At 66.0% G+C, this 20,923-nt stretch carries 24 protein-coding genes; 12 read left to right on the top strand and 12 right to left on the bottom strand.

Features of this window, described 5'->3' with window-relative positions; all coding sequences use genetic code 11:
- Positions 1-12: 12 nt before the first annotated feature.
- The 3 genes from AAG591_RS07665 to AAG591_RS07675 form a co-directional block, all read right to left on the bottom strand.
- Positions 13-744, bottom strand: coding sequence for a ParA family protein (locus tag AAG591_RS07665; RefSeq protein WP_342530521.1), 732 nt, complete (start codon positions 742-744; stop codon positions 13-15).
- 174 nt (positions 745-918) lie between these two features.
- Positions 919-1,263 (bottom strand): DNA-directed RNA polymerase subunit omega, encoded by a 345-nt coding sequence (rpoZ, locus tag AAG591_RS07670; protein ID WP_342530523.1) that lies wholly within the window; start codon positions 1,261-1,263, stop codon positions 919-921.
- Between the two features lie 98 nt (positions 1,264-1,361).
- Entirely contained in the window at positions 1,362-2,873 is a 1,512-nt protein-coding gene (locus AAG591_RS07675) for a replicative DNA helicase (RefSeq protein ID WP_342531236.1), read from the bottom strand.
- A 174-nt stretch (positions 2,874-3,047) separates the two neighbouring features.
- On the opposite strand from AAG591_RS07675, the gene AAG591_RS07680 reads away from it, so the two are divergent.
- From AAG591_RS07680 to AAG591_RS07690, 3 genes are read left to right on the top strand one after another with little or no spacing between them, the layout of a single operon-like run.
- A complete protein-coding gene (locus AAG591_RS07680; RefSeq protein WP_342530524.1) occupies positions 3,048-3,530 on the top strand; it encodes a UPF0262 family protein in 483 nt (160 codons plus the stop codon).
- Positions 3,531-3,534: 4 nt separating this feature from the next.
- Complete coding sequence (locus AAG591_RS07685) at positions 3,535-4,236, top strand: glycoside hydrolase family 25 protein (RefSeq protein WP_342530526.1); 702 nt, start codon at positions 3,535-3,537, stop codon at positions 4,234-4,236.
- On the top strand, positions 4,233-4,649 hold the full coding sequence (locus AAG591_RS07690) for a cytidine deaminase (protein WP_342530527.1): 417 nt from the start codon (positions 4,233-4,235) through the stop codon (positions 4,647-4,649). The genes AAG591_RS07685 and AAG591_RS07690 overlap by 4 nt, the downstream gene beginning before the upstream one ends.
- 362 nt (positions 4,650-5,011) lie before the next feature.
- On the opposite strand, the gene AAG591_RS07695 is transcribed toward AAG591_RS07690, so the two are convergent.
- Positions 5,012-6,151, bottom strand: a complete 1,140-nt coding sequence (locus tag AAG591_RS07695) for a M14 family metallopeptidase (protein WP_342530528.1) — start codon at positions 6,149-6,151, stop codon at positions 5,012-5,014.
- Positions 6,148-6,759 (bottom strand): DUF4136 domain-containing protein, encoded by a 612-nt coding sequence (locus AAG591_RS07700; protein ID WP_342530529.1) that lies wholly within the window; start codon positions 6,757-6,759, stop codon positions 6,148-6,150. Before AAG591_RS07700 ends, AAG591_RS07695 begins: the two co-directional genes overlap by 4 nt.
- A gap of 213 nt (positions 6,760-6,972) precedes the next feature.
- Between AAG591_RS07700 and ykgO the strand changes: the two genes are divergently transcribed.
- Entirely contained in the window at positions 6,973-7,098 is a 126-nt protein-coding gene (gene ykgO, locus AAG591_RS07705; RefSeq protein ID WP_010235965.1) for a type B 50S ribosomal protein L36, read from the top strand.
- A gap of 214 nt (positions 7,099-7,312) precedes the next feature.
- Here ykgO and AAG591_RS07710 read toward each other — a convergent pair whose 3' ends face one another.
- Positions 7,313-7,654: a CC_3452 family protein gene (locus tag AAG591_RS07710; RefSeq protein WP_342530530.1), complete on the bottom strand. Its 342-nt coding sequence runs from the start codon at positions 7,652-7,654 to the stop codon at positions 7,313-7,315.
- Between the two features lie 192 nt (positions 7,655-7,846).
- On the opposite strand from AAG591_RS07710, the gene AAG591_RS07715 reads away from it, so the two are divergent.
- On the top strand, positions 7,847-8,389 hold the full coding sequence (locus AAG591_RS07715) for a winged helix-turn-helix transcriptional regulator (protein WP_342530531.1): 543 nt from the start codon (positions 7,847-7,849) through the stop codon (positions 8,387-8,389).
- A gap of 9 nt (positions 8,390-8,398) precedes the next feature.
- Here AAG591_RS07715 and AAG591_RS07720 read toward each other — a convergent pair whose 3' ends face one another.
- From AAG591_RS07720 to AAG591_RS07745, 6 genes are all read right to left on the bottom strand, one after another.
- Positions 8,399-8,887 carry a hypothetical protein gene (locus AAG591_RS07720; protein WP_342530532.1) on the bottom strand — a complete coding sequence of 163 codons (489 nt, stop codon included), beginning with the start codon at positions 8,885-8,887 and terminating at the stop codon, positions 8,399-8,401.
- A 26-nt stretch (positions 8,888-8,913) separates the two neighbouring features.
- A complete protein-coding gene (locus AAG591_RS07725) occupies positions 8,914-9,828 on the bottom strand; it encodes a hypothetical protein (RefSeq protein WP_342530533.1) in 915 nt (304 codons plus the stop codon).
- Complete coding sequence (locus AAG591_RS07730; protein WP_342530534.1) at positions 9,828-10,349, bottom strand: hypothetical protein; 522 nt, start codon at positions 10,347-10,349, stop codon at positions 9,828-9,830. Before AAG591_RS07730 ends, AAG591_RS07725 begins: the two co-directional genes overlap by 1 nt.
- A 111-nt stretch (positions 10,350-10,460) precedes the next feature.
- On the bottom strand, positions 10,461-11,567 hold the full coding sequence (locus AAG591_RS07735) for a glutathione S-transferase family protein (RefSeq protein ID WP_342530535.1): 1,107 nt from the start codon (positions 11,565-11,567) through the stop codon (positions 10,461-10,463).
- Positions 11,568-11,865: 298 nt separating this feature from the next.
- The gene (locus tag AAG591_RS07740; RefSeq protein WP_342530536.1) at positions 11,866-14,124 is read right to left on the bottom strand and encodes a penicillin acylase family protein; all 2,259 of its coding nucleotides are present in this window, start codon (positions 14,122-14,124) and stop codon (positions 11,866-11,868) included.
- Positions 14,125-14,203: 79 nt separating this feature from the next.
- On the bottom strand, positions 14,204-15,712 hold the full coding sequence (locus tag AAG591_RS07745) for a YifB family Mg chelatase-like AAA ATPase (RefSeq protein ID WP_342530537.1): 1,509 nt from the start codon (positions 15,710-15,712) through the stop codon (positions 14,204-14,206).
- A 167-nt stretch (positions 15,713-15,879) separates the two neighbouring features.
- Here AAG591_RS07745 and AAG591_RS07750 point away from each other — a divergent pair, with 167 nt between their 5' ends.
- From AAG591_RS07750 to AAG591_RS07780, 7 genes are all read left to right on the top strand, one after another.
- Positions 15,880-16,752: an alpha/beta hydrolase gene (locus AAG591_RS07750; protein ID WP_342530539.1), complete on the top strand. Its 873-nt coding sequence runs from the start codon at positions 15,880-15,882 to the stop codon at positions 16,750-16,752.
- A gap of 95 nt (positions 16,753-16,847) precedes the next feature.
- The gene (rpmH, locus tag AAG591_RS07755; protein ID WP_010235936.1) at positions 16,848-16,982 is read left to right on the top strand and encodes a 50S ribosomal protein L34; all 135 of its coding nucleotides are present in this window, start codon (positions 16,848-16,850) and stop codon (positions 16,980-16,982) included.
- Positions 16,983-17,075: 93 nt separating this feature from the next.
- The gene (rnpA, locus tag AAG591_RS07760; protein ID WP_342530540.1) at positions 17,076-17,462 is read left to right on the top strand and encodes a ribonuclease P protein component; all 387 of its coding nucleotides are present in this window, start codon (positions 17,076-17,078) and stop codon (positions 17,460-17,462) included.
- On the top strand, positions 17,459-17,677 hold the full coding sequence (yidD, locus tag AAG591_RS07765) for a membrane protein insertion efficiency factor YidD (RefSeq protein WP_342530541.1): 219 nt from the start codon (positions 17,459-17,461) through the stop codon (positions 17,675-17,677). Before rnpA ends, yidD begins: the two co-directional genes overlap by 4 nt.
- A gap of 57 nt (positions 17,678-17,734) precedes the next feature.
- Positions 17,735-19,519, top strand: a complete 1,785-nt coding sequence (gene yidC, locus AAG591_RS07770; protein WP_342530542.1) for a membrane protein insertase YidC — start codon at positions 17,735-17,737, stop codon at positions 19,517-19,519.
- Between the two features lie 50 nt (positions 19,520-19,569).
- The gene (yihA, locus tag AAG591_RS07775; protein WP_342531239.1) at positions 19,570-20,172 is read left to right on the top strand and encodes a ribosome biogenesis GTP-binding protein YihA/YsxC; all 603 of its coding nucleotides are present in this window, start codon (positions 19,570-19,572) and stop codon (positions 20,170-20,172) included.
- 76 nt (positions 20,173-20,248) lie between these two features.
- Positions 20,249-20,917 carry a glutathione S-transferase family protein gene (locus AAG591_RS07780; protein ID WP_342530543.1) on the top strand — a complete coding sequence of 223 codons (669 nt, stop codon included), beginning with the start codon at positions 20,249-20,251 and terminating at the stop codon, positions 20,915-20,917.
- Positions 20,918-20,923: the final 6 nt, after the last annotated feature.

Raw genomic sequence — 20,923 nt, forward strand, 5'->3', positions numbered from 1 at the left:
CGCGCCACCGGGCTAGCCCTTGGCCAGCTTGCGCTCGATCTGCGTCCACAGCGTCTTGAAAGATCGCGCGGCATCGCTGCGCGGAGCGAAAGCGCCGACCGGCGCAAGGTGCGTGGCGCATTGCTCGATCGCGCTCGACGCAGGGACCACGGGCCAGCCCTTTTCGCTCGCGACCGCATCGCGGTGCAGCGCGCGTCGCCGGTCGACCATCGAGAACACGGGCATGATCGGCGGGGCCTTCCTGCCTTCCGCCTGTACCTCCTCGCGCACGGTTTCGAGCGCGCGGGCGGACAGGGGCGAGGGCGGGATGGGCACCAGGATCAGGTCGGCGGCGCGGACGATCTGGCTGGAGAGTTCGTTCAGGACCGGCGGGCAATCCAGAATCAGCCGGTCGTAGTCCTTCACCAGAGCGGAGGTCAGCTTCGCGATGCGGTTCTTCTTGCCGATTTCGGCCAGCGTCACGTCCAGCGCGCGGATCGATTCGTCGGCGGGCAGCAGGTCGAGCCGGGGGTATTGGGTGTGCCGGATAAGCCTGGCCGCATCGATCTCCTTGGCGATCACGCTTTGCGCGCGGCGTTTCTTGCGCGGATCGACCCCCAGCAGGAAGCCCGCACCGCCCGCAGCGTCAAGATCCCACAGCAGCGTGCGGCGGCTGGACTGGGTGGCCGCACACCACGCAAGATTGGCGGCAAGGGTCGTCTTCCCGACCCCGCCCTTGACGCTGTAGACCGCAACGACCGCCATGCCTTCCCTTCTCCTCGCGAAAAACTGCGCGTGCCATCTGGCCCGATTGTTACATCGCAAAAACTCGCTGCGGGAAATCCCTCATTTTAGAACATCGATCGCCCCAAACAGAGACGGGGCGGCAGCTCCGATGAGCTCCGCCCCGCGTTCCGGTGTGCTGTTGAATGAAGAGCGTCAGCCCTCGTAGTCGCCGCCTACCGAGGTCGAGCGGGTCGGGGTCGCCGCAGTCACGCGCAGCGCCTCGGCCGACTGGCTGAGCGAGCCGATTTCATCGACCTCGTCATCGTCGTCGGGCAGGATCTTCTGCAGGTTGGTGACCATGCTTTCCTGCAGGTCCTTGGGCTTCACGGTCTGCTCGGCGATTTCGCGCAGCGCGACGACCGGGTTCTTGTCGCGGTCGCGCTCAAGCGTGATTTCCGCCCCGCCGGAGATTTCGCGCGCGCGTTCTGCCGCGAGCAGCACGAGATCGAAGCGGTTGGGGATCTTGTCGACGCAATCTTCAACGGTAACGCGCGCCATAAGCGGAGGCACTCCATGCACTTAAATTTCGGGATCGACAGGACCTATAGGGGTGTGCGCCGGAATTTTCAACGTGAATCCGGTGGGCAGCCCCGCGCCTACTCTTCCCCGAAGTCCGAATAGTCGCGGTACGAGGGCGAGCTGAACTTGGTGTATTCGCTTTGGAAGATCAGCGGCACGTTGCCGGTCGAGCCGTGACGCTGCTTGGCGACGATCAGCAGCGCCTTGTTCACCAGCTTCTGATGCTCCTCCATCCAGTCCTGATATTTCTGCGCGTCTTCAGGCGATTCGGAGCCGTCGGGCACGTTGGGCATCTGCGCCTTGTGGTAATATTCGGCGCGGTAGATGAACCACACCATGTCGGCGTCCTGCTCGATCGAGCCCGATTCGCGAAGGTCGGCCAGCTGCGGTTTCTTGTCCTCGCGCTGTTCCACCGCACGGCTCAGCTGAGACAGCGCGATCACCGGCAGCTCCAGCTCCTTGGCCATGGTCTTGAGGCCACGGCTGATCTCCGAAATCTCGTTCACGCGGTTGTCGCTGGCGCGGCCCGAGCCTTGCAGCAGCTGCAGGTAGTCGACCACGACAAGGCCGATCTTGTTCTTCCGCTTGAGCCGCCGCGCGCGCATCCGCAGCGCATCGATGGTGAGCGCGGGCGTGTCGTCGATATAGAGCGGCAGGTCGGCGAGGCGCTGGCTCGCTTCGGAAAGCCGGGTGAACTCGTCGCGGCCGATATCGCCCGAACGCAGCTTTTCCGAACTGATCTCGGCCTGTTCGGCAAGGATACGCGTGGCGAGCTGGTCGGCGCTCATTTCCAGGCTGAAGAAGGCGACCGGTGCGCCGCCGCTGTCGGGCCCGCCATCGCGCATCTGCTTCAGATATTCGTAGGCGGTGTTGAACGCGATATTTGTCGCGAGCGAGGTCTTGCCCATGCCCGGGCGCCCGGCGAGGATCACGAGGTCGGAATTGTGCAGGCCGGCGGTCTTGTCGTCGATCGTCGAAAGGCCTGTCGTGCGGCCCGACAGGCCGCGATCCGAATTCATCGCCTTCTGCGCCAGCTTCAGCGCGGCGATCGAGGCATCCTTGAAGGTGCTCGCGTCGCTGCCGATGTTGGTGCCCTCGGCAATCTCGTACAGCGCGGCTTCCGCCGTCTCGATCTGGCGGAGCGGTTCGACCCTTTCCGACGTGTCGAGCGCATCGTTCACCAGCGTGCGGCCCACCGTCACCAGTTCGCGCAGCAGCGCGAGGTCGTATATCTGTTCGGCCAGCTGGCGCGTCGCGAGCAGGCCGTGGCCATCCGCCGTCAGCCGCGCGAGATAGGTCGTTCCGCCCAGCTGCTCCAGATGCTCGCTGCCTTCGAAATAGGGCTTGAGCGTCACCGGGCTGGCGGTGGCCCCGCGCTCCATCATGGTCAGCACCCGCTCCATGATCAGGCGGTGCGCGGGGACGAAGAAATGCTTTGGGCGCAGTGGGTTGGGCAGTTCCTCGTAGACCGAATTGTCGATCAGGATCGCGCCCAGGAAGGCGGCCTCCGCCTCCACGTTGGAAGGCAGCGTGCGGCCCTCTTCGGTCGTGCTGCCGGAAGAGGTATCGCCGGTGGACGGATGGAGCATCAAAGTGGCGTCGGACATTCGGGGGACAGTGTGCGATGCGGCGCGTCGCATCAAGCCATCCTTCGCGGCCAATTTTTCAGCCCCCTGTGCAAAAGGCAGACAAGCAGGCGCGCGATCGATGCACGCGAGGTCTTGCCCGAGCCCCCCCGCTTCTGCGAAGGCAATCGCGAACCCATGGCCGACCATCGCATCTCGCACATCGATCTCGACGATTCGACGATCCTCTGGCGCAACGCCGATGTCGAGCAGGAGCGCCGGGTCGCGATCTTCGACCTGATCGAGGAAAACACCTTCAAGCCGCTGCGCGCGGTGGAGAAGGGTGCCGACGGCCCCTATCACCTCTCGCTGTCGGTGCGCGACGATCGCCTGGCGCTCGATATATTCGACGAACAGGGCACCGAGTTGGAGACGATCCTGCTGGGCCTTGCCCGTTTCCGCCGCCCCATCCGCGACTATTTCGCGATCTGCGACAGCTATTACCAGGCGATTCGCAAGGCGACCCCGCAGGAAATCGAAACGATCGATATGGCACGGCGAGGCGTCCACAACGGCGCGGCGGAGCTGCTGGTCGAGCGGCTGGAAGGCAAGGTCGAAACCGATTTCGCGACCGCGCGGCGGCTGTTTACGCTGATCTGCGTCTTGCACATCCGGGGCTGACATCATGGCACGCCGGACCAGACGCCCGCTGTGGCTCAAGCTGTTGCTTGCCGTGCTGATCGTCGCGCCGCTGGGCGTGGCGGCCTGGCTCTATCTCGACATGCGCGAGTGGCGACCGGAGGAACGCGCGTTTCCGGAACAGGGCGTCGATCTTTCGGGCGTCGACGGGACGATCAATTTCGAAGTGCTCAAGGGCAACGGGGCGGATTTCGTCTATTTGCCCGCGACCTCGGGCGAGGGTGAGCAGTCGGGCGATTTCACCCGCAACCTCGCCGCTGCGCGCAAGGCGGGGCTGAAGGTGGGCGCGGTGCATCGCTTCGACCCCTGCGTGCCTGCCGACGGGCAATCCGCGAACTTCGTCACCATCGTGCCGCGCGATGCCAACCTGCTGCCGCCCGCGATCGAGCTGAGCGATACGGGAGAGAACTGCCTCGAGCCGATCACCAGCGGGCAGGTGCGCAGCGAACTGACGATCCTCGCCAACCAGATCGAGGCGCATGCGGGCAAGCCCGCGATCCTGAAGGTGACGCGCGATTTCGAAGCTGCGCATGGCGTCGCCGGGCGGATCGAGCGCAACCTGTGGCTGGTGCGCACGCGGTTCGAACCCGATTACGGCGGCCGCCCTTGGCTGCTGTGGACCGCAAACGAAAGCTATCACGGGCCGGGCAGCGAGGCTCCGTTGGGATGGGTGGTGGTAAGACCATGAAAGACGAAGAACTGATTGCAGCGGCGCGCGAAGCTGCCGCAAACGCTTACGCGCCCTATTCGGATTACCCGGTCGGTGCGGCGCTACGCTTCGCCGACGGGGCGATCGTGACCGGCACCAATATCGAGAACGCGAGCTACGGCCTGTCGCTATGCGCGGAAACGCTGGCGGTGGCGAAAGCGCTGGCCGAGGGGCGTCGCGGCGGGCTGGAAGCGGTCGCGGTGACCGGCCCGGCGGGCAAGGGCGGCGATGCACCGATCACGCCGTGCGGGCGCTGCCGCCAGGTGCTCAACGAGATCGCCCAGCTCGGCGGCACCGACCCGGCAGTCCTGTGCGTCGGCGCGAACGAAGTGATGGAATTGCGCCTGTCGGACCTGCTGCCGCACGGCTTCGGCCCGGCGCACCTGGATTAGTTCGGATCACTCCCCTCCCCGAGGAGAGGGGAAGGTTGTGCCAGCCGTCGGCGGGTATTTTCCTACTTCAAGCGGACGAGCTAGCGTGGCGGCGGCTCTTTCCTATCGTCGTTCTCCCTGCTCGCGCCTGCTGCGTCACAGGCTCTCGCGGGGCGAAAAAGCGCAAAGTGTCACTCTTCTTGCGCTAAGTGCTTGAGAGACAGGGAAGTTCTCGGGGTGACACCTGGGTGACACATGTCACCCTGTGCCACCAGCTATCTCCCCTCCCCATGGGGAGGGGCCGGGGGTGGGGGTTCCCAGCCATCAGCCCGGGGTACACCCCCACCCAACCTCCCCCTTGAGGGGGAGGAGCAGGGGCCGTCCTACCCCTCGTCGCTCTCCAGCCATTCGAGGAGCGCGCCGAGGCATTCGCGGGCGAGCATCTTGCAGCGGTCGGGGCTCCAGCCCTGCAATTCGTCCGGGTAGTCGGCATTGTCCTTGAACGGCATTTCCAGCGTCATCGCGGTCGCGGCGTAGCGTTCGGCGACCTGGTTGGTGCTGATCGTCAGGTTGGCCTGCCCCGCGCCCGACTTGGGATAGCCCTTTGCGCTCTGGAAGTCAGGGCAGCGGCGTTCGAGGATGCGCTGGTAGCGATAGAAGCGCTCGCCATGCTCGTCGCTCCAGCTCGGGATGCCTTCGTACCCGGCGAGGAACACCGCATCGATCGCCTCGTCGCCGTGCACATCCATCGCGAAATGCACGCCGGTCTCGTCCATAGCGTTGCGGATCGCGAGCACTTCGGGCGAACGCTCGGCGCTCGGATCGGCCCATTCGCGGTTGAGATTGACGCCCTTGGCATTGGTCCGCAGGTGGCCGCGCGCGCTGCCATCGGGGTTGCAGTTGGGCACGATGTTGAAGCGGCACTTCTGGCGCAGCGCGCGGCCCAGCGTGTCGGACGGATCGCACAGCACTTGCAGCGCGCCTTCCATCCACCATTCGGCCATGCTTTCGCCCGGATGCTGGCGGCCATAGAGCCACACCTGCGTTTCGCCTTCGCCTAGGCCGAGGCAATCGATCGACTGCCCGTCGAACGTCTCGCCCAGCTTGCGGTGCGACACGCCTTCGGCACTCGCGCATTCGGCGATCAGGTCGTGGTGCCGTTCGGTCGAGAAGGGTGCGAAATAGGCGAACCACACCAGATCGCCCGTTGGCGTGTAGCGAATCGTCAGCGTGCCGCCTTCCTCGTCCTTGTCGAAGGTGGAGGTCGCGCGGCCCCAGAAGTCGCGGTCTTCGGAAACGCAGGCGTTATAATCGGGCCACCCGGCGGGATAGGCACTGTCGTTCAGGCCGACGATCTTCAGCACCAGCTCGCGCCCGCCGCAATTGGCGACCCGGAAATGGAACCACTGTTTGAATTCGCTGTCTTTGTCGTGCTTCAGGCGCAGCATCGCGCTCGCCTGATGGACGGTCATCACGTCGATGCTGCCGCTGTCGAATCGGCTGTCGATGATGATGTTGCTCAAGGATTGACCTCCACTTCGATTGTTTCGCCGCTGTTGCCGGGAAAGCCGGTGAACAGCGCATTGGCCAGCGCGTAGGCGGCGGGGCCGCTTTGCGCGAGCGGTGATTTGGCCGGCGCCACCAAGCGTGCGCGGCCTTCCCACAGAACCTCGCCGCTGGTCTTGTCGCGCAGGAAGACAGACATGCGGGTCACCACGGTCCTGCCCGAACCGCCGCCAAGGTTGATCCCGACCCCAACGCCAACGCTGCTGCCGTAAGTGCTGGTCGATCCACCGATGCTGCCGCTGACGGGGCTACGGCGGCCGTTTCGATCCAGCTCGGTGCGTTCGACGCTGACGCTGGCGATCTGCTCGGCCGAGGGTCGTGCATTTTCGATATAGCCGAAGGTGGCCAGCTCGCGCGCGACGGCTTCCTTGTAGGGCTCCAGCGCGAGGCCCTGTTCGGGCGAGCCGGGTGCGGTTTCGACCATCAGCCGTGCATCGCCGAGCTGCGCGCGCGCCTCGGGTGCGACAAAGCGCGTCACCTCGATCGGTTCGGCCGATCGGCCGGTGGCGCAGGCGGCGAGCGCGAGCGGGAGCGACAGCAGGGCGATTCGTGTGCGGGCCTTCATGGGTGGGCCTTTCGGTGGCTGGACGGGGGCTTCTCTTGCGGGCAACGCACGAGTGATGCAATCCGTGCCGGGCGCTCTCGGCGAAGAGGCGCTCAAGCTTGACTTTCCGCGCGTGCGCAATACATGGGCGTCAATGATGACGGCATCGGATGGCTGGTCCACCGGTGCCGCTTTGTTTTTCCGACATGATTTATTGTACCGCAGGGTAGTGCCATGAAGATTCGCAACAGCCTCAAGTCGCTCAAGAACCGCCACCGCGACAACCGCGTGATTCGCCGTCGCGGGCGGACCTATGTGATCAACAAGACCAACAAGCGGATGAAGGCGCGTCAGGGCTGATCGCCCTGTGATTGCGACCATCGCACGCTGATTCGATGTAACGGAGCGCAGGGGGGAAGCCCCGGCGCTCCTTTTCTCGCGTGCGTAACAAAAAAGCCCTCCGAGCCTGCTGGCCGGAGGGCTTTTTGTTTGCCGCATCGCCGAGGGGCGTGGCGATGCGGCGGTGGAGAGTCGACCGGGCCCGGTCGGGCCCGAATCGCGTTGGTCGAAAGGGTCAGTCGACCTTGCAGCTGGCGAGCGCCTCTGCGTCGAGTTCCTTGCCGTTGAAGGAGAAGCTGGAAACGGTCCCGAAGGCGCGGCCAAGACGTTCGCACACCAGTTCGGGGCGCGAGCGGGCCTTGGTGCCGACGCACACGGTGCCCGAGCAGATGAAGGTCCCGCCGCGGATCACTTCGGTGCGCTTTTCGACCGGCTGGGCCAGCGTTGCGCGGTAGTAAACGCCCGTCTCCGCCTGCGCCGGGGTGGGGGTGACGACGGTGCCGAACGTGACGGCGGTGGTGAGCAGGGCGACACCGGCAATGGTGGCCTGGCGGATGGTGTTCTGGAAAAGGGTCATCTCTGAATCCTTGGGCAAACGGGTGGGTCTAGATTGTCTATCGGGCAACCCTCGGACCGGAAAACGGCCGTTCAGGTTTAGGTTGCGAATCACTACCTATTGACTTAGGTATCAAGTTGCAACTGAAAACTGAGTTTCAATTTTGTGACCGTACGGAATTGCGGTAAGCCTGATGGCTGGAGAGGCTGAAAAATGGGTACAGACGTCCGCGAACCCCTGATGGAACTGAGTGCCTGCGGCCTGCCGGCAGCGCTCGAGGTGATGGGCGAGCGGTGGAGTTTCATGATCCTGCGCGCCAGCTTCAACGGCGTTCACCACTTCGAGGAATTCCTCAGCGAGCTCGGCATTGCGCGCAACATCCTCTCCAACCGGCTCAGCCGGCTGGTCGAACACGGCATTCTCGACCGGGTGCAGGACGAACAGGACCGGCGGCGGGTGGAATATGCCCTGACCGAAAAGGGCTTCGACCTGCTGCCCGCGATGGTCTCGCTGCGGCACTGGGGGCTGAAGTACGGCACCGAAGGGGTCGGGATGGACCCGGTGATCGTCGATGAACGCGACCGGATGCCCATCGGGCCGGTCGCGATGCTGGCGCACGACGGGCGCATTCTGGGGCCTGCCGATCTCAACATGGTTGCCCGCAAGGACTTGCCCGAAGAAGGGCGCGACCTTCCCGAAGGCACGCCGCCCGGCGGCGGGGTGGCGATCGAAGAATCTCGCGAAGCGGCCGAGTAACCGCTCGGATCAGTTCGGCCAGTGCCCGCCTGTCCTGCACTTCGGAATGGCGACGTCGCGGGTCTTCACCAACAGTTCGTAAAGGCCTTCCAGGCCGTTCGGTGCCCGGGGGTCGTAGCCCGCCAGCGCGAGATCGATCGCTTCGATCGCCTTGCACGCCCGCGCGCTCATCACGCCGTCCAGCTTCGCGGATACGGCGGATACGGTCATCATCGACAGGCCTTTCGCAATGGCGAGGGTACTGCGCTGCGCCGGGCTCATCGCCGGCTCTGAGCGTTCGAAGGCGACCGTTGCGTCGTACACCGCCTTGCACCGGGCGAGCCTCTCTGCCGAGAAATCGCCCTCGGTCGTGGCCTTGTTGCAGTGATAGGCGGCGAGAATCCGCGCATCGTACGGGTCGGAAGGGATCAGGGTACGCGCTTGCGCCGCCGACGGCGGGCACAGTGCCATCCCCACGGCCATTCCCAGTGCAATCGAAAGAACTAGTCGTGTGAGCATGGCGATGGGCGCTTTCGCACAAAGGTTCAGCAAGACTTGTTGACCGGATTGCCCCGGCACAGGTTGTATTCGTAGCGCTTCCAGTTGGAGATATCGCGTGGCGAGCTGCCGAAGGGCGTGATCGGCTCGCGGTATGTGCCGGGCGAGGTGTAGCCCGCGCCATAGGCCTGCGTGCGCCAGGTCGACGTTTGCCGCGCCGCCGCCTCGCGCCGCCAGCGCGCTTCCTCGGCCGCCTGCTGCTGACGATTTTCGTAGTCGACGCGCTTCCAAAGCCGGTCGGCGTCGGGGCAGCTTTCCTGCAGGCCGCTGTCGCATGCCTTCTTGTGGAACTGGTATGCGCGGCGATGATCCCAATTTGCCTCGAGCGCCTGCGCCCACACCCGGCAGGCGCTGCCCGAGCGGTAGCGTTCGCACAGCGTTTCGGCGAGGTCGTAGGTGATCGCGTTGTAGAACCCCTTCTCGTCCCGGAAGAAGGCCAGCGCGCGGTAACAGGTGTTGGGCGAGGCGCCCTGCATGCACATGTCCGCCATCACGACCGCACGCTTGGCGGGATCGGTGGTCCCGAAATCGTCCCACGGGCGGCACAGGTCGTACATCCCGGCATAGCAGGATACGCGCGCGAACATATGCGAGATCGGGTGCTCGTCGCCTTCGAAGCTGGTGTTCTTGAACCGGCGATAGCCGATCTCGCACCGGTCCTGGTCGCCCGCCATGCAGGCCTTCATCCAGGTGGTCGCGACATCGCGGTCGGTGCGTTCGAACAACTGCCCGGCAAGCTCCACCGCGCGGTCGCACGCCGGGCGGTTGTTCGAACTGCACGCCTCGAGGCTGGCCCACCATTCGTCCTTTGCGCCTTGCGCATCGGAATTCTGGGCCGCCAGCGGCCCGGCAAGCGCCGCCAGCAGCACGGTGAGAAGCAGCGGGGCGAGCCGCGCGAGCATCAGCTGTTCTCGGTCTCGCAGTCATCCAGCGCGGCCCACACCGCGCCTGTGCCGGTCCAGGTGAACGGGCCGTAGGTATTGCCGTCCATGCTGACCGAAAACGAGCTTGCGCCGCGCAGCGCAGCATAGGTCGCATCCGAGGCTTCGCCCGGGCCCCAGCCGCCCCACACCGATTCGCGGAAGCCCCCGACATCGTACCCGCCCGAACGCGACGGCGCGCTGCTGCCGGTATCGAATGCGACCGTCACGGGGAAATTCTCTTCCGGATCGGCATCCTGGAATTGCTGGATGAACGGGCCGTAGAGCGAGACGCTGAGGTTGCCGTCGCGCAGCCGCCGCGCGAATTCGGCGCGTATCTTCTCGCCATCGGCATCCTTGCCGAACACGCTGATGCGGCACACACCGCTGCCATATTCGGCGGCCAGCCCGTTCGCGTCGGGTTTGGGCCCATCGACCAGCGTCACGCTCTGCAGCGCAAGGACGGGCGAAAGGGCGAGGCCGAGGGCCAGGGCGATGCTCATACGCGGAACTCCCGGTAATCGTGGAGCCGCCAGCCTAGCGAGCACCGGCGCGACCGCCAGTTACAAACGCTGTCAGGTTTGGGTGGGGGCTTGCAACACGTGACCAGCCCCTCAGGCCCACACCTCGATATTGTCGCAGCGTTCGACCCGGATCGGCAACTCCACCTCGACCAGCGGCGAGAGATCGTGCTCGGCGAGGAGAGCCCTGGCTGCCGGGTGGCGACCCGCCGCGATCAGCCTCTCCCACAGGAAGAAGGTGTAGGGCTGCACGCCGCCGGTATAGCCGACCCCGCGGAAAGAGGTTTCGACCGTCCCGATCAAGCGGCGGTGCGGCTTGTCGGTGACGGACTCCCCGGCCTTGGGGCCATGTTCTGCCACGTAATCGCGCAGGAAGGCGAGCCGGTCGGTCAGGTCGGGCACCAGTTCGTGCGCCAACTGGGCGACCAGAGTCGCCATCGTTGCGGGCAGCTCGCCATCGGGAAAGCCGGGTGCGGGCACGGCGTAGTCGACGCTGTCGAGATCGGGCGCATGCATCCGCTCGACCCAGCGGAACACGCGTGGGGCTTCGCGCTGCATGATGGCAAGCGGCACAGGATCGCGCCCCAGATGCGCAAACAGCGGACCGAACATCGCGTAGTCGGCGATGGTTGGCGTTGCACCCAGCAGGAACGGGTACACCGCGAAATGCGCATCGAGGTTGGCGAGCAGCTCGTGATAGCTCCCCTCGATTGCAGGGATACTCGCGGCATCGACGCCGAGCATCGGCAGGTAGGAGTGCATCCGCCCCATCGTCGCCTCGGCCCTCTTCGCATCGCCGCCGGTGGCGAAGGCATCGCGCAGGAAATGCTCCTGCTCGGCCAGATAGCTCCAGCGGTAATGCATCGCGTGGCGCGTCAGCCCGACCACTGCGTAGATCTCGAACAGGTGCGCCAGAGCCAGCAGGCGCGCATCGCCGGGGTAGGCGGGGAGGGGCACCGGGGGCGCATCTGCACCCTCGAAATGATCGATGATGTCGACCGTGTCCTGGATTACCGTTCCGTCGGCCAGCTCGACGACGGGGATGATCGCGCGGCCTATTCCGGGCATGATCCGCGTCGCAAAATCGGGATCGGTCGGTGGACGCTCGACATAGGCGATCCGCTGTTTGCGCAGATAGGCGCGCGCACGGCCGGTATAAAGCGAATGGGGTAGGCCCCACAGTGTAATGGGCTGGTTCATGCGAGGCGTGGTCCCGCTTGCGCTCGCCGAGGTCAAGGGGGCGCTGCGCGTTGAGGGGTCGCCGCTCTCCGCCGCCGCAGGCAGAGCGTCTGGTTTGTGCCGTCATTGCAAGTCGAGCGCTGTCCTACTCGCACCCTCCTCGCTAACCCCGTCAGCTCTTTCAAACCGTAGATCTGCCGCGTGAGTCCTGCCCGGACAGCGCGCTCGCGAGCCTGCTCCAATGGGGAGAGTTTTTCTGCCCCTGGACACTGTGTCAGGTGTGTCAGGGGCGACCGCGAAGCCGCCTCGACGGACCTTCCTATTCCTCGATATGCAGCGCTTCGCCTTCCTGCGCCGCCGCGATTTCCTCGGGCGAGAAGGGCAGGCGGTTCCAGGCCTTGACCGAATAGGCCTCGGTCTGGTCGGCGTAGTGCGGCGAGGCGGGGTTGGTCGATTCCGAATAGCTCAGGATCGCATCCGCCACCGGCCCGTCCTCGTCGAAGCCGACGATCTGGATGTAGCTGGTCCCGTGAACCGGGGTGACGCCGCCCGGAATGGGCTGCGCGATCTGCACGTTGAGCACGCCCGCCGTGCCCGGCCCGCCGTGGATCGCGATCCGCTCTCCATTGCGCGGGGCGACCTGTACCTCGCCCCACGGCGCGTCGAGCGCGATGCCGCGTTCCTCGATCTCCTTGGCGGAGGCGACCAGCGCGGCCAGCAGTTCGGTGCCCGCCTTGCCTTGGGTATTCAGGTCGCGCGGGGTGTTGACCGGGTCGGCTGCGTCGAACGGCGTGGCCCACAGGTCGGGCCGGTCGGCGACCTTCTCCCAGAATGTGTCGAACAGATACGCGCCCCGGCTGTCCGTCTCGAAACGCCGGTCCCATCCGGCCAGCACGCCGCAGGCGGGGGCTGCCGCCGGGTCGCTGTCGCAGATGGAGAGCAGCGGATCGACCGTCATCTCGGCCGCGAGGCTGCGGTTGGAGAAGGCCAGCGCCTTCGCGCGTTCGCGGGTCATCGGGCCGATCGCCAGCATCGCGCCGGTCTCCTGGAAATTGGCCCGCGTGCGCAGCGATACCGGCGTGCCCCACGCGCCGAGGATGGGCGAAAGCTGCGCGTGCGGCGCGCTCGCATTGCTCAGCCAGTAGCTGTCGTTGCTGTTGGTCACCGAGTCGCTGCGCTGCTGGATCGCCTGATCGCTCGCAGGCATCAGGCCGGGCACGGGCGTGCCCTTGGCGATGGTCCAGTTGCATGCCGACCGCGACCCGTCGAGCAGCGTCAGGCGCGAGGCGACGAAGGCGGAGAACGGCGTGGAGCATTCCGCGACCTTCTCCGCCGAAACGTTCGGGACCGAGGTGACATCGGCGTGCATCGCGTGGCCGTAGCGATCGGCGACGATCGTGTTGACCCAGGGGATGCCCAGCGTCTCGGTCACCGCCTTGCGCACGTCGTCGACATTGCGCGCCCGCGCGATCCGCACCCAGGTGCCCAGCGCGCGCTGGTTGGCGGCGTTCGCGTCGCGCATTGCGAAGGCGGTGTCCTTGGTCCACGCGAGCCCCACCTGCGGCATCGCCACGAGGGGGCCGTAGGTGGTCGAATAGAGCGTGCGCTCCACCGGGGCGACGCCATCGGGCATCGGCACGCTGATGGTGCGCTGCGTCATCTCCATCGGCTTGCCGTCGACGATGTACCGGGTCGGGTGCTCGGCATCGAGGGTGAGCTGGTAGAGCGTGAAATGCCGCGCGGCGGTGACCGTGTGGGTCCACGCGATGTCGCGGTTGAAGCCCAGCGTCGGAATCGGACCGCCCGCCAGCGTGCTGCCCATCACGTCGAGCGTGCCGGGGATGGTGGTGTGCACCTGCCAGAAGCGGTTGGGCCCCTGCCACGGGAAGTGCGGATTGCCGATGACCATCCCGCGCCCATCTTCGGTCGCCTCGCCGCCGAAGGCCCAGCCGTTGGAGCCGACGCCCATGTCCTCGCGCTCTGGCAGGTCCATCGCGGAGGCCTGCGACGGCATTCCCGGAGGCGCGGCGTTGGCGATCGCGGGGAGGAAGGGCATGCCGCTCGCCAGCAGCATCTGCTTCTCGGTCAGGCGCAGCATGTCGTCGGTGGTGATCGGCTTGACCCACGGCTTGCCCCGGCATTCGACGGGGATGCCATCGGTGCCCGCATCGCGCAGGAAGCGGTTGTATCCGGCGACGTAGCCCGCCGCGAGCTGGTTGGCCTCGGGCCCTTGCGCACTCGCCCCGGCGCGCAGCCGCGGCAGATCGATCACCGAGCGCATGAAGACGTCGGAGCTGAGGTTGTCGACCTCCTGCGATCCGTGCAGCACCCTGCCTTCGGGCCCGAAATACATCGAGCGTTCGCCTCGGACGGTCGCGAACTCCTCGGCCAGCAGGCAGAAGTTGTCCTGCGCGTAGGCATAGGCGACGCCGTAGCCGATCCCGTCCCAGCTATCGGCGGAGACATGCGGGATGCCGTAGGTGGTGCGCACGATGGTCGCGTCGAGATCGCCCCTCGCCTGCGCTGCTGTTCCCGCAAAAGCCGCAGCGGCAAGCGCCGCCCATCCGATCGTCCGCATATTCAACCCTCTTCCGTTATCTTATGCGGACTTGGCTATGGGGCGGGGCGGGACTTTGCAAACACAATCCCCCTGCGGATTACGCGCGCGGTGCCTGTCGCCGGTAGCTGAGCGCCTCCGCCACATGCACCCGGCCGACCTGCTCGGCGCCTGAAAGATCGGCGATCGTGCGCGCAACGCGCAGCATGCGCACATAACCGCGCGCGGAGAGTCGCATAGCCTCCGCCGCCTGCAACAGCAGCGTGCGCCCAGCCTCATCGGGCGTGGCGAAGCGTTCGAGCATGTCGCCGTCGAGCTCGGCGTTGGTCCGGGTGCCGCTCTGCGCGCCGCGTTCGACCTGCACCGCGCGAGCGCGCGCAACCCTCGCGGCGACTTCGGCGCTTCCCTCGGCGGGCGGGGGCAGTGCAAGGTCGCTCGCGCTGACCGGCTCCACCTCCACATGCAGATCGATGCGGTCGAGCATCGGCCCCGAAACCTTGCTCTGGTAGTCGGCTGCACACCTGGGTGCGCGGCTACACGCGAGTGAGGGATCGCCCAAGTGTCCGCAGCGGCACGGGTTCATCGCCGCGATCAGCTGGACCCGTGCGGGGAATGTCACATGCGCATTGGCGCGCGCGACATCGACCTTGCCGGTCTCCAGCGGTTGCCTGAGTGAGTCGAGCACCGGGCGCTGGAATTCGGGCAGTTCGTCGAGGAAAAGTACGCCAAGATGCGCGAGGCTGACCTCTCCGGGCCGCACCTTCAGCCCGCCGCCGGTCAGCGCCGCCATGCTTGCCGAGTGGTGCGGCGCACGAAAGGGCCGCGCCCGACTGATCCGCCCGCCTTCGAGCAGTCCGGCGATCGACTGGACCATGCTCACCTCCAGCGCTTCGGCCGGGGTGAGCGGCGGGAGGATCCCGGGAAGGCACGCGGCGAGCAGGCTCTTGCCCGCACCCGGAGGGCCGCTCATCAGCAGGTTGTGGCCTCCTGCGGCGGCGATTTCGAGCGCGCGCTTGGCGGTCTCCTGCCCCTTCACCTGCTTGAGGTCGGGCCCCGGGGCGGTTTCCTCGACGCTGCCGGGCTCCGGAGGGGCGAGTTGCTGCGTGCCTTTCAGATGGCCGAGCAGCGCGACGAGGTCGGGCGCGGCGAGCACCGCGATGCCGCTTGCCCAGCGCGCCTCCGCCCCCTGCGCGGCGGGGCAGATCAGCCCGCACTCCGCCTCGCTCGCATGCATCGCGGCGAGCAGGACGCCGGGTGAGCCGACGATCCGGCCATCCAGCGCAAGTTCGCCCACCGCGACGAAATCGGCCAGCTGCTCGCGGTCGGCCACGCCCATTGCGGCGAGCAGCGCCAGCGCGATCGGCAGGTCGTAATGCGATCCTTCCTTGGGCAGATCGGCGGGCGAGAGGTTCACCGTGATCCGCTTCGGCGGCAGCGCGAGGCCCATAGAGGCGAGCGCGGCCTGCACCCGCTCGCGGCTTTCGGCGACAGCTTTGTCGGGCAGGCCGACGACGCTGAACCGCGGCAGCCCGGCGGCAAGCTGGCACTGCACCTCGACACTGCGTGCCTCCAGCCCGAGATAGGCGACCGTGCGGATCGTTGCGACCAAGTGCGGGCCCTCCCCCGTGCGCCCTCTGGCAAGGGTTTGCCGCCTTGCCCACGGCTTGTCGAGCCCGCACAATCCCGCATGGCCAGCGCGACTGCGCCCAAAAGTTAGCTTTGTGGCAACCATCCTCGCTCTCCGAATGGTAAGCCCTGTGCGGCAAAAGATTGCCGGTGCGATGGCCAACCCCCCTTCTCCCCGCACTGATCGCGGTCCTCGGTCTGGCGCCTTCCCCCGCCCAGGCCGAGGACTGGGTTGTCCAGATCACCGAGACCGAAGAGTGGATCGACGAAAGCGACCCGCGCTTTTACGAGGACGATCCGGCGGAAGATTACTTCTATGCCGAGACACTCGACTACGCGGCGACGCAAGATGCCCAGAGCGCAGGGCGCGCGATCACATCATTCCGGGCCAACACGCCCAATGCCCTTGCCGCCTTCGGCCCCTTTCGCGTCGTCGAACCGACCCGGGCGGTTCTGGTCGGCACGACCGATGCGGCAAGTCCGGCGCAGTTTGCCGCGCTCCTGCAAACCTACCCGCAATTGCGGACGCTCGATCTGGTCGAGGCCCCGGGGACCGAGAACGATCGTGCAAACCTTGCCGTCGGGCGGATGATCCGCGAGGCGGGGCTGACCACGCGTGTGCCGCGCGGCGGCTCGGTCCGCTCGGGTGCGGTCGAGCTGTTCCTTGCCGGCGTGCGGCGCGAGGTCGAGGATGGTGCGCAGTTCGCGGTCCATTCGTGGCGCGACAACCATGGCCACGAGCCGAGCGACTTTGCAGCCGACGCGCCGGAGAACCGCACCTATCTGGATTATTACCGCGAGATGGGCATGAGCGAGGGTGGTGCGCGCAGCTTCTACGCGATGACCAATGCGGTGCCCAACGCCCGCGCGCGCTGGCTGGACGCCAGCGAAATGCGCAGGTGGCTTGCCCGAACATTGCCGCAGGTGGCGAACGACAACGATCCGCAGGCCGCGCCGCGCATCGCCTATCTCGACGTTACGTCTCTCGCCGCAGGCCTTGACGCCAACGGAACGAACCCGTAATGGCGCGCGCTTGAAGTGCCGGCCCGGCGGGTCGGAGAAACCTCAGACCGATTCGCGCCGCGCGCGGTTGGTCGATCCAGTTTTTCGAGGATGACATGAAGCGGACTTTCCAGCCCAGCAATCTCGTTCGTGCGCGCCGCCACGGTTTCTTCGCACGCAAGGCGACCACCGGTGGCCGCAAGGTTCTCGCCGCGCGCCGCAAGCGTGGCCGCAAGAAGCTCTGCGCCTAAGCCACTCCGGCTGAGATGAGAGCGAGGGCCCATGTGCCTGACGCTCAAGCTTGCGGGCTCCCATTCGGGGGCCCGTTTGCCTATCTACCGGTCATGACCCAGTCCGTCGGCGCCAGCAACGCAATCACCGCGCGCAGCGATTTCCTCGCTGCGAATCGGGGGCTGCGTGTCCCGATGCCGGGTTTCGTGCTGCTGGTGCACCCCAATGATGGCCGCGGCACGCGCTACGGCATCACTGTGACCAAGAAGATCGGCAATGCCGTCGTCCGCAACCGGATGAAGCGCCGCTTTCGCGAATTGCTCTGGGCGCACCTGCCTGCCGAGGGTCTGCCCGACCACGATCATGTGCTGATCGGGCGCGAGGGCGGGGTGGAGCGCGATTTTGCGCGCCTTTCCGAAGAACTCGCCAAGGCCCTGGGCCGCGCGGCGCGCGGCGAAGGCCAGCGCGGACGGCCCCCCAGAAAGCGGCGCACGCGATGAACCCGGTCAAGCGCCTGATGGTCATCATGATCCGTGGCTGGCAGCTCGGCCCGAGCGCGATTTTGCCACCCAGTTGCCGCTTTCAGCCCAGCTGCTCGCAATACGCCATCGAGGCGATCGAGAAATACGGGCCAATCAAGGGTGGATGGCTGGGCTTCAAGCGTATAATGCGCTGCCATCCGTGGGGTGGGCACGGCCATGATCCCGTACCCTGAACCCACGCCCCGATCATCGTTTCCTTTCGCCTGAAGACTAAGCAGGACCGCATTTCCTTGGACAACCAGCGTAATCTCATCCTCGCCGTGGTGCTGTGCGGCATCCTGATCCTCGGTTACGATGCCGGCATCAGCTATTTCTACCCGACCCCGCCCGATACCGAGCAGGTCAATCGGGCGACCACGCCCGAGCAACGGCGCTCCGCCGACATCCAGGAAAACAGCGATGCCGGGCCGAGTGCCACGCGGGCCGCTGTCGAAGCCGACCAGATTGCGACCGCCGTCGACCTCGACGAGGCGCTGGCTTCGGGCAACCGCGTGCGGATCGACGCGCCGCGGGTCGAAGGGTCGATCAACCTCGTCGGCGCACGGATCGACGATATCGAGCTGAAGGATCACCGCGCGACGGTCGACAAGGATAGCGGCCCGGTGCAGCTGTTCGCGCCCGCGGGCACGCCGATCCAGTATTTCGCGCAATTCGGCTTCGTCGGCGACGGCACCCAGCTGCCCGACGCGAAGACCGTCTGGAAGGCGAGCGGCGATGTGCTTGCGCCCGATAGTCCGGTCGAACTGCAATGGGACAATGCGCAAGGCCAGCGCTTCCGCATCCGCCTGTCGATCGACGACAACTACATGATCACTGCTGATCAGACCGTGGCCAATATGGGCGACGGGCCGGTCGTGATTTCCCCCTTCGCGACCATCACGCGCACCAGCACGACGTCGAGCAAGAGCACGTGGATTTCGCATTCCGGCCCGATCGGCTCGTTCGGGGGCTCGGTCGATTACGGCCCGGATTACAAGGATGTCGTCGAGGAGACGGCGATTTCGGGCGCTGCCGATCCGGCCTGGATCGGCTTTACCGACGTCTACTGGCTCGGCGCGATGATTCCGCAGAGCGGCGCTGGGCTTAGCACCGGTTTCCGCTCGCTCGGCAATGATCTGTTCCGCGCGGACATGATCTACAACCCCACGACGCTGCGCCCGGGGCGCCAGATCACCCGCACCTCGCGCGTGTTCGCGGGTGCCAAGGAAAGCGGTGTGCTCGATCTCTATCAGGATCAGGGCATTTCGCAGTTCGGCCTTGCGATCGACTGGGGCTGGTTCCGCTGGTTCGAAAAGCCGATCCTGTGGCTGCTGCGGCAAATCTTCTCTGTCGTCGGCAATTTCGGCGTCGCGATCATCCTGCTGACCTGCATCGTGCGCGGACTGATGTTCCCCGTCGCGCAGAAGGGCTTCGCCAGCATGGCGAGCATGAAGGCGATCCAGCCGGAAATGAAAAAGCTGCAGGAGAAGTACAAGGACGACAAGGTCCAGCAGCAGCAGGAAATGCAGAAGCTGTTCAAGGAGCGGGGCGTCAATCCGGTCGCCGGATGCCTGCCGATGCTGCTGCAGATTCCGGTGTTCTTCGCGCTGTACAAGGTGCTGATCCTTGCGATCGAGATGCGTCACCAGCCGTTCGTTTTCTGGATCAAGGACCTGTCGGCGCCCGATCCCGCGCACATCCTCAACCTGTTCGGCCTGCTGCCGTTCGAGGTGCCTGGGATGCTTGCTCTGGGCCCGCTCGCCTTGCTGCTCGGCTGTACGATGTGGCTGACCTTCAAGCTCAATCCGGCGGCGATGGACCCGGTCCAGCAGCAGGTCTTCTCGATCATGCCGTGGGTGCTGATGTTCGTGATGTCGCCGTTTGCAGCCGGGCTGCTTCTGTACTGGAACACGTCCAACCTGCTGACGCTGGCGCAGCAGAAATACCTCTATTCCAAGCATCCGCAGCTGCGTGAGGCGGCGGATCGGGAACGGGCGGAAAAGGCGGCCAAGGCCCAGTCGGAAAGCAAGGCGTGAGCGCTCCCGGCCCGGGCCCGCAAACGCCCGACGAAATCGCCGCCGCGCGAATGGTTTCGGGCCGGGTCGAGTTCCTTCTCTCGGCCCCGCAGCTGAAATTCCTGCCCGAGCCGACGGTGCCCGAAATCGCACTCGCCGGGCGCTCCAACGTCGGCAAGAGCTCGCTGCTGAACGCGCTGACCATGCGCCGTGGTATCGCGCGCGCTTCAGTGACGCCCGGGCGCACGCAGGAACTGAACATCTTCGAAGTCGGCGCGCCGACACAGTTCCGGCTGGTCGACATGCCCGGTTACGGTTTCGCCAAGGCCCCCAAGAGCGTGGTCGAGAAGTGGCAGGGCCTCGTGCGTACCTACCTGCGTGGGCGGCCCGTGCTGGCGCGCACGCTGGTGCTGGTCGACAGCCGCCATGGGCTCAAAGACAGCGACCGGGCGATGATGAAGATGCTCGACGAAGCGGCGGTGGGCTATCGCATCGTCCTGACCAAGAGCGACAAGATCAAGGCGAGCGCGCTGCAGGCGATGCACGAGAAGGTCGCCGCCGAAGCGAAGAAGCATCCCGCGGCCTACCCGGAAATCCACCTTACCAGTGCCGAAAAGGGACAGGGCATCGCTGCCTTGCGCGCCGCCGTGGTCGCGGACGCGCTGACGCCGTAGGCTCGGCTTCGCTCGACAGCGCGGAGGCGGCGCTCTACCCGCTTGCCCGATCCAGTATTACGCGGCCGGACACGACATGAAACTGATCATCGGTAACAAGAACTATTCGAGCTGGAGCCTGCGCGGCTGGCTGGCGTGCAAGCAGGCGGGCCTCTCTTTCGAGGAAATCCTGGTGCCTTTGTTCGGAGAGGACTGGGAAGCGATCAAGCGCGGCGAGGGCGATCTGACGCCGTCATCGGGCAAAGTGCCGATCCTGTGGGACGACGAGGCGGTCGTGTGGGACAGTCTCGCGATCCTCGAATATCTGGCCGACAAGGTTGGGCGCGACCGTTTCTGGCCGAAGGATGACAGCGCGCGGGCGATGGCGCGGGCGATGGTTGCAGAGATGCACAGTTCGTACCTGTCGCTGCGCCGCGAGTGCCCGATGAATATCCGCACGCGCCACCAGAACGTGAAGATCTCCGAAACCACCCGCCAGGATGTGGTCCGCATCCTCGGCCTGTGGGCGGAGGCGCGCGCGCGCTTCGGCAGCGGCGGGCCATTCCTGTTCGGCACTTTCGGCGCGGCGGACATCTTCTACGCGCCCGTCGTCAGCCGTTTCATCACCTATGGTTTCGGCGTGCCGGGTTTTGCGGAAAGCTACATGCAGGCGGTCTGGACTCACGACTGGCTGCAACAGTGGATCGCCGCCGCCGAGGACGAGCAATGGGTGATCGCGCAGTACGAGAACGTCCCGACCCTCTGATCGGGT

Source organism: Citromicrobium bathyomarinum (assembly GCF_038594485.1).
GTDB lineage: Bacteria > Pseudomonadota > Alphaproteobacteria > Sphingomonadales > Sphingomonadaceae > Alteriqipengyuania > Alteriqipengyuania bathyomarina_A.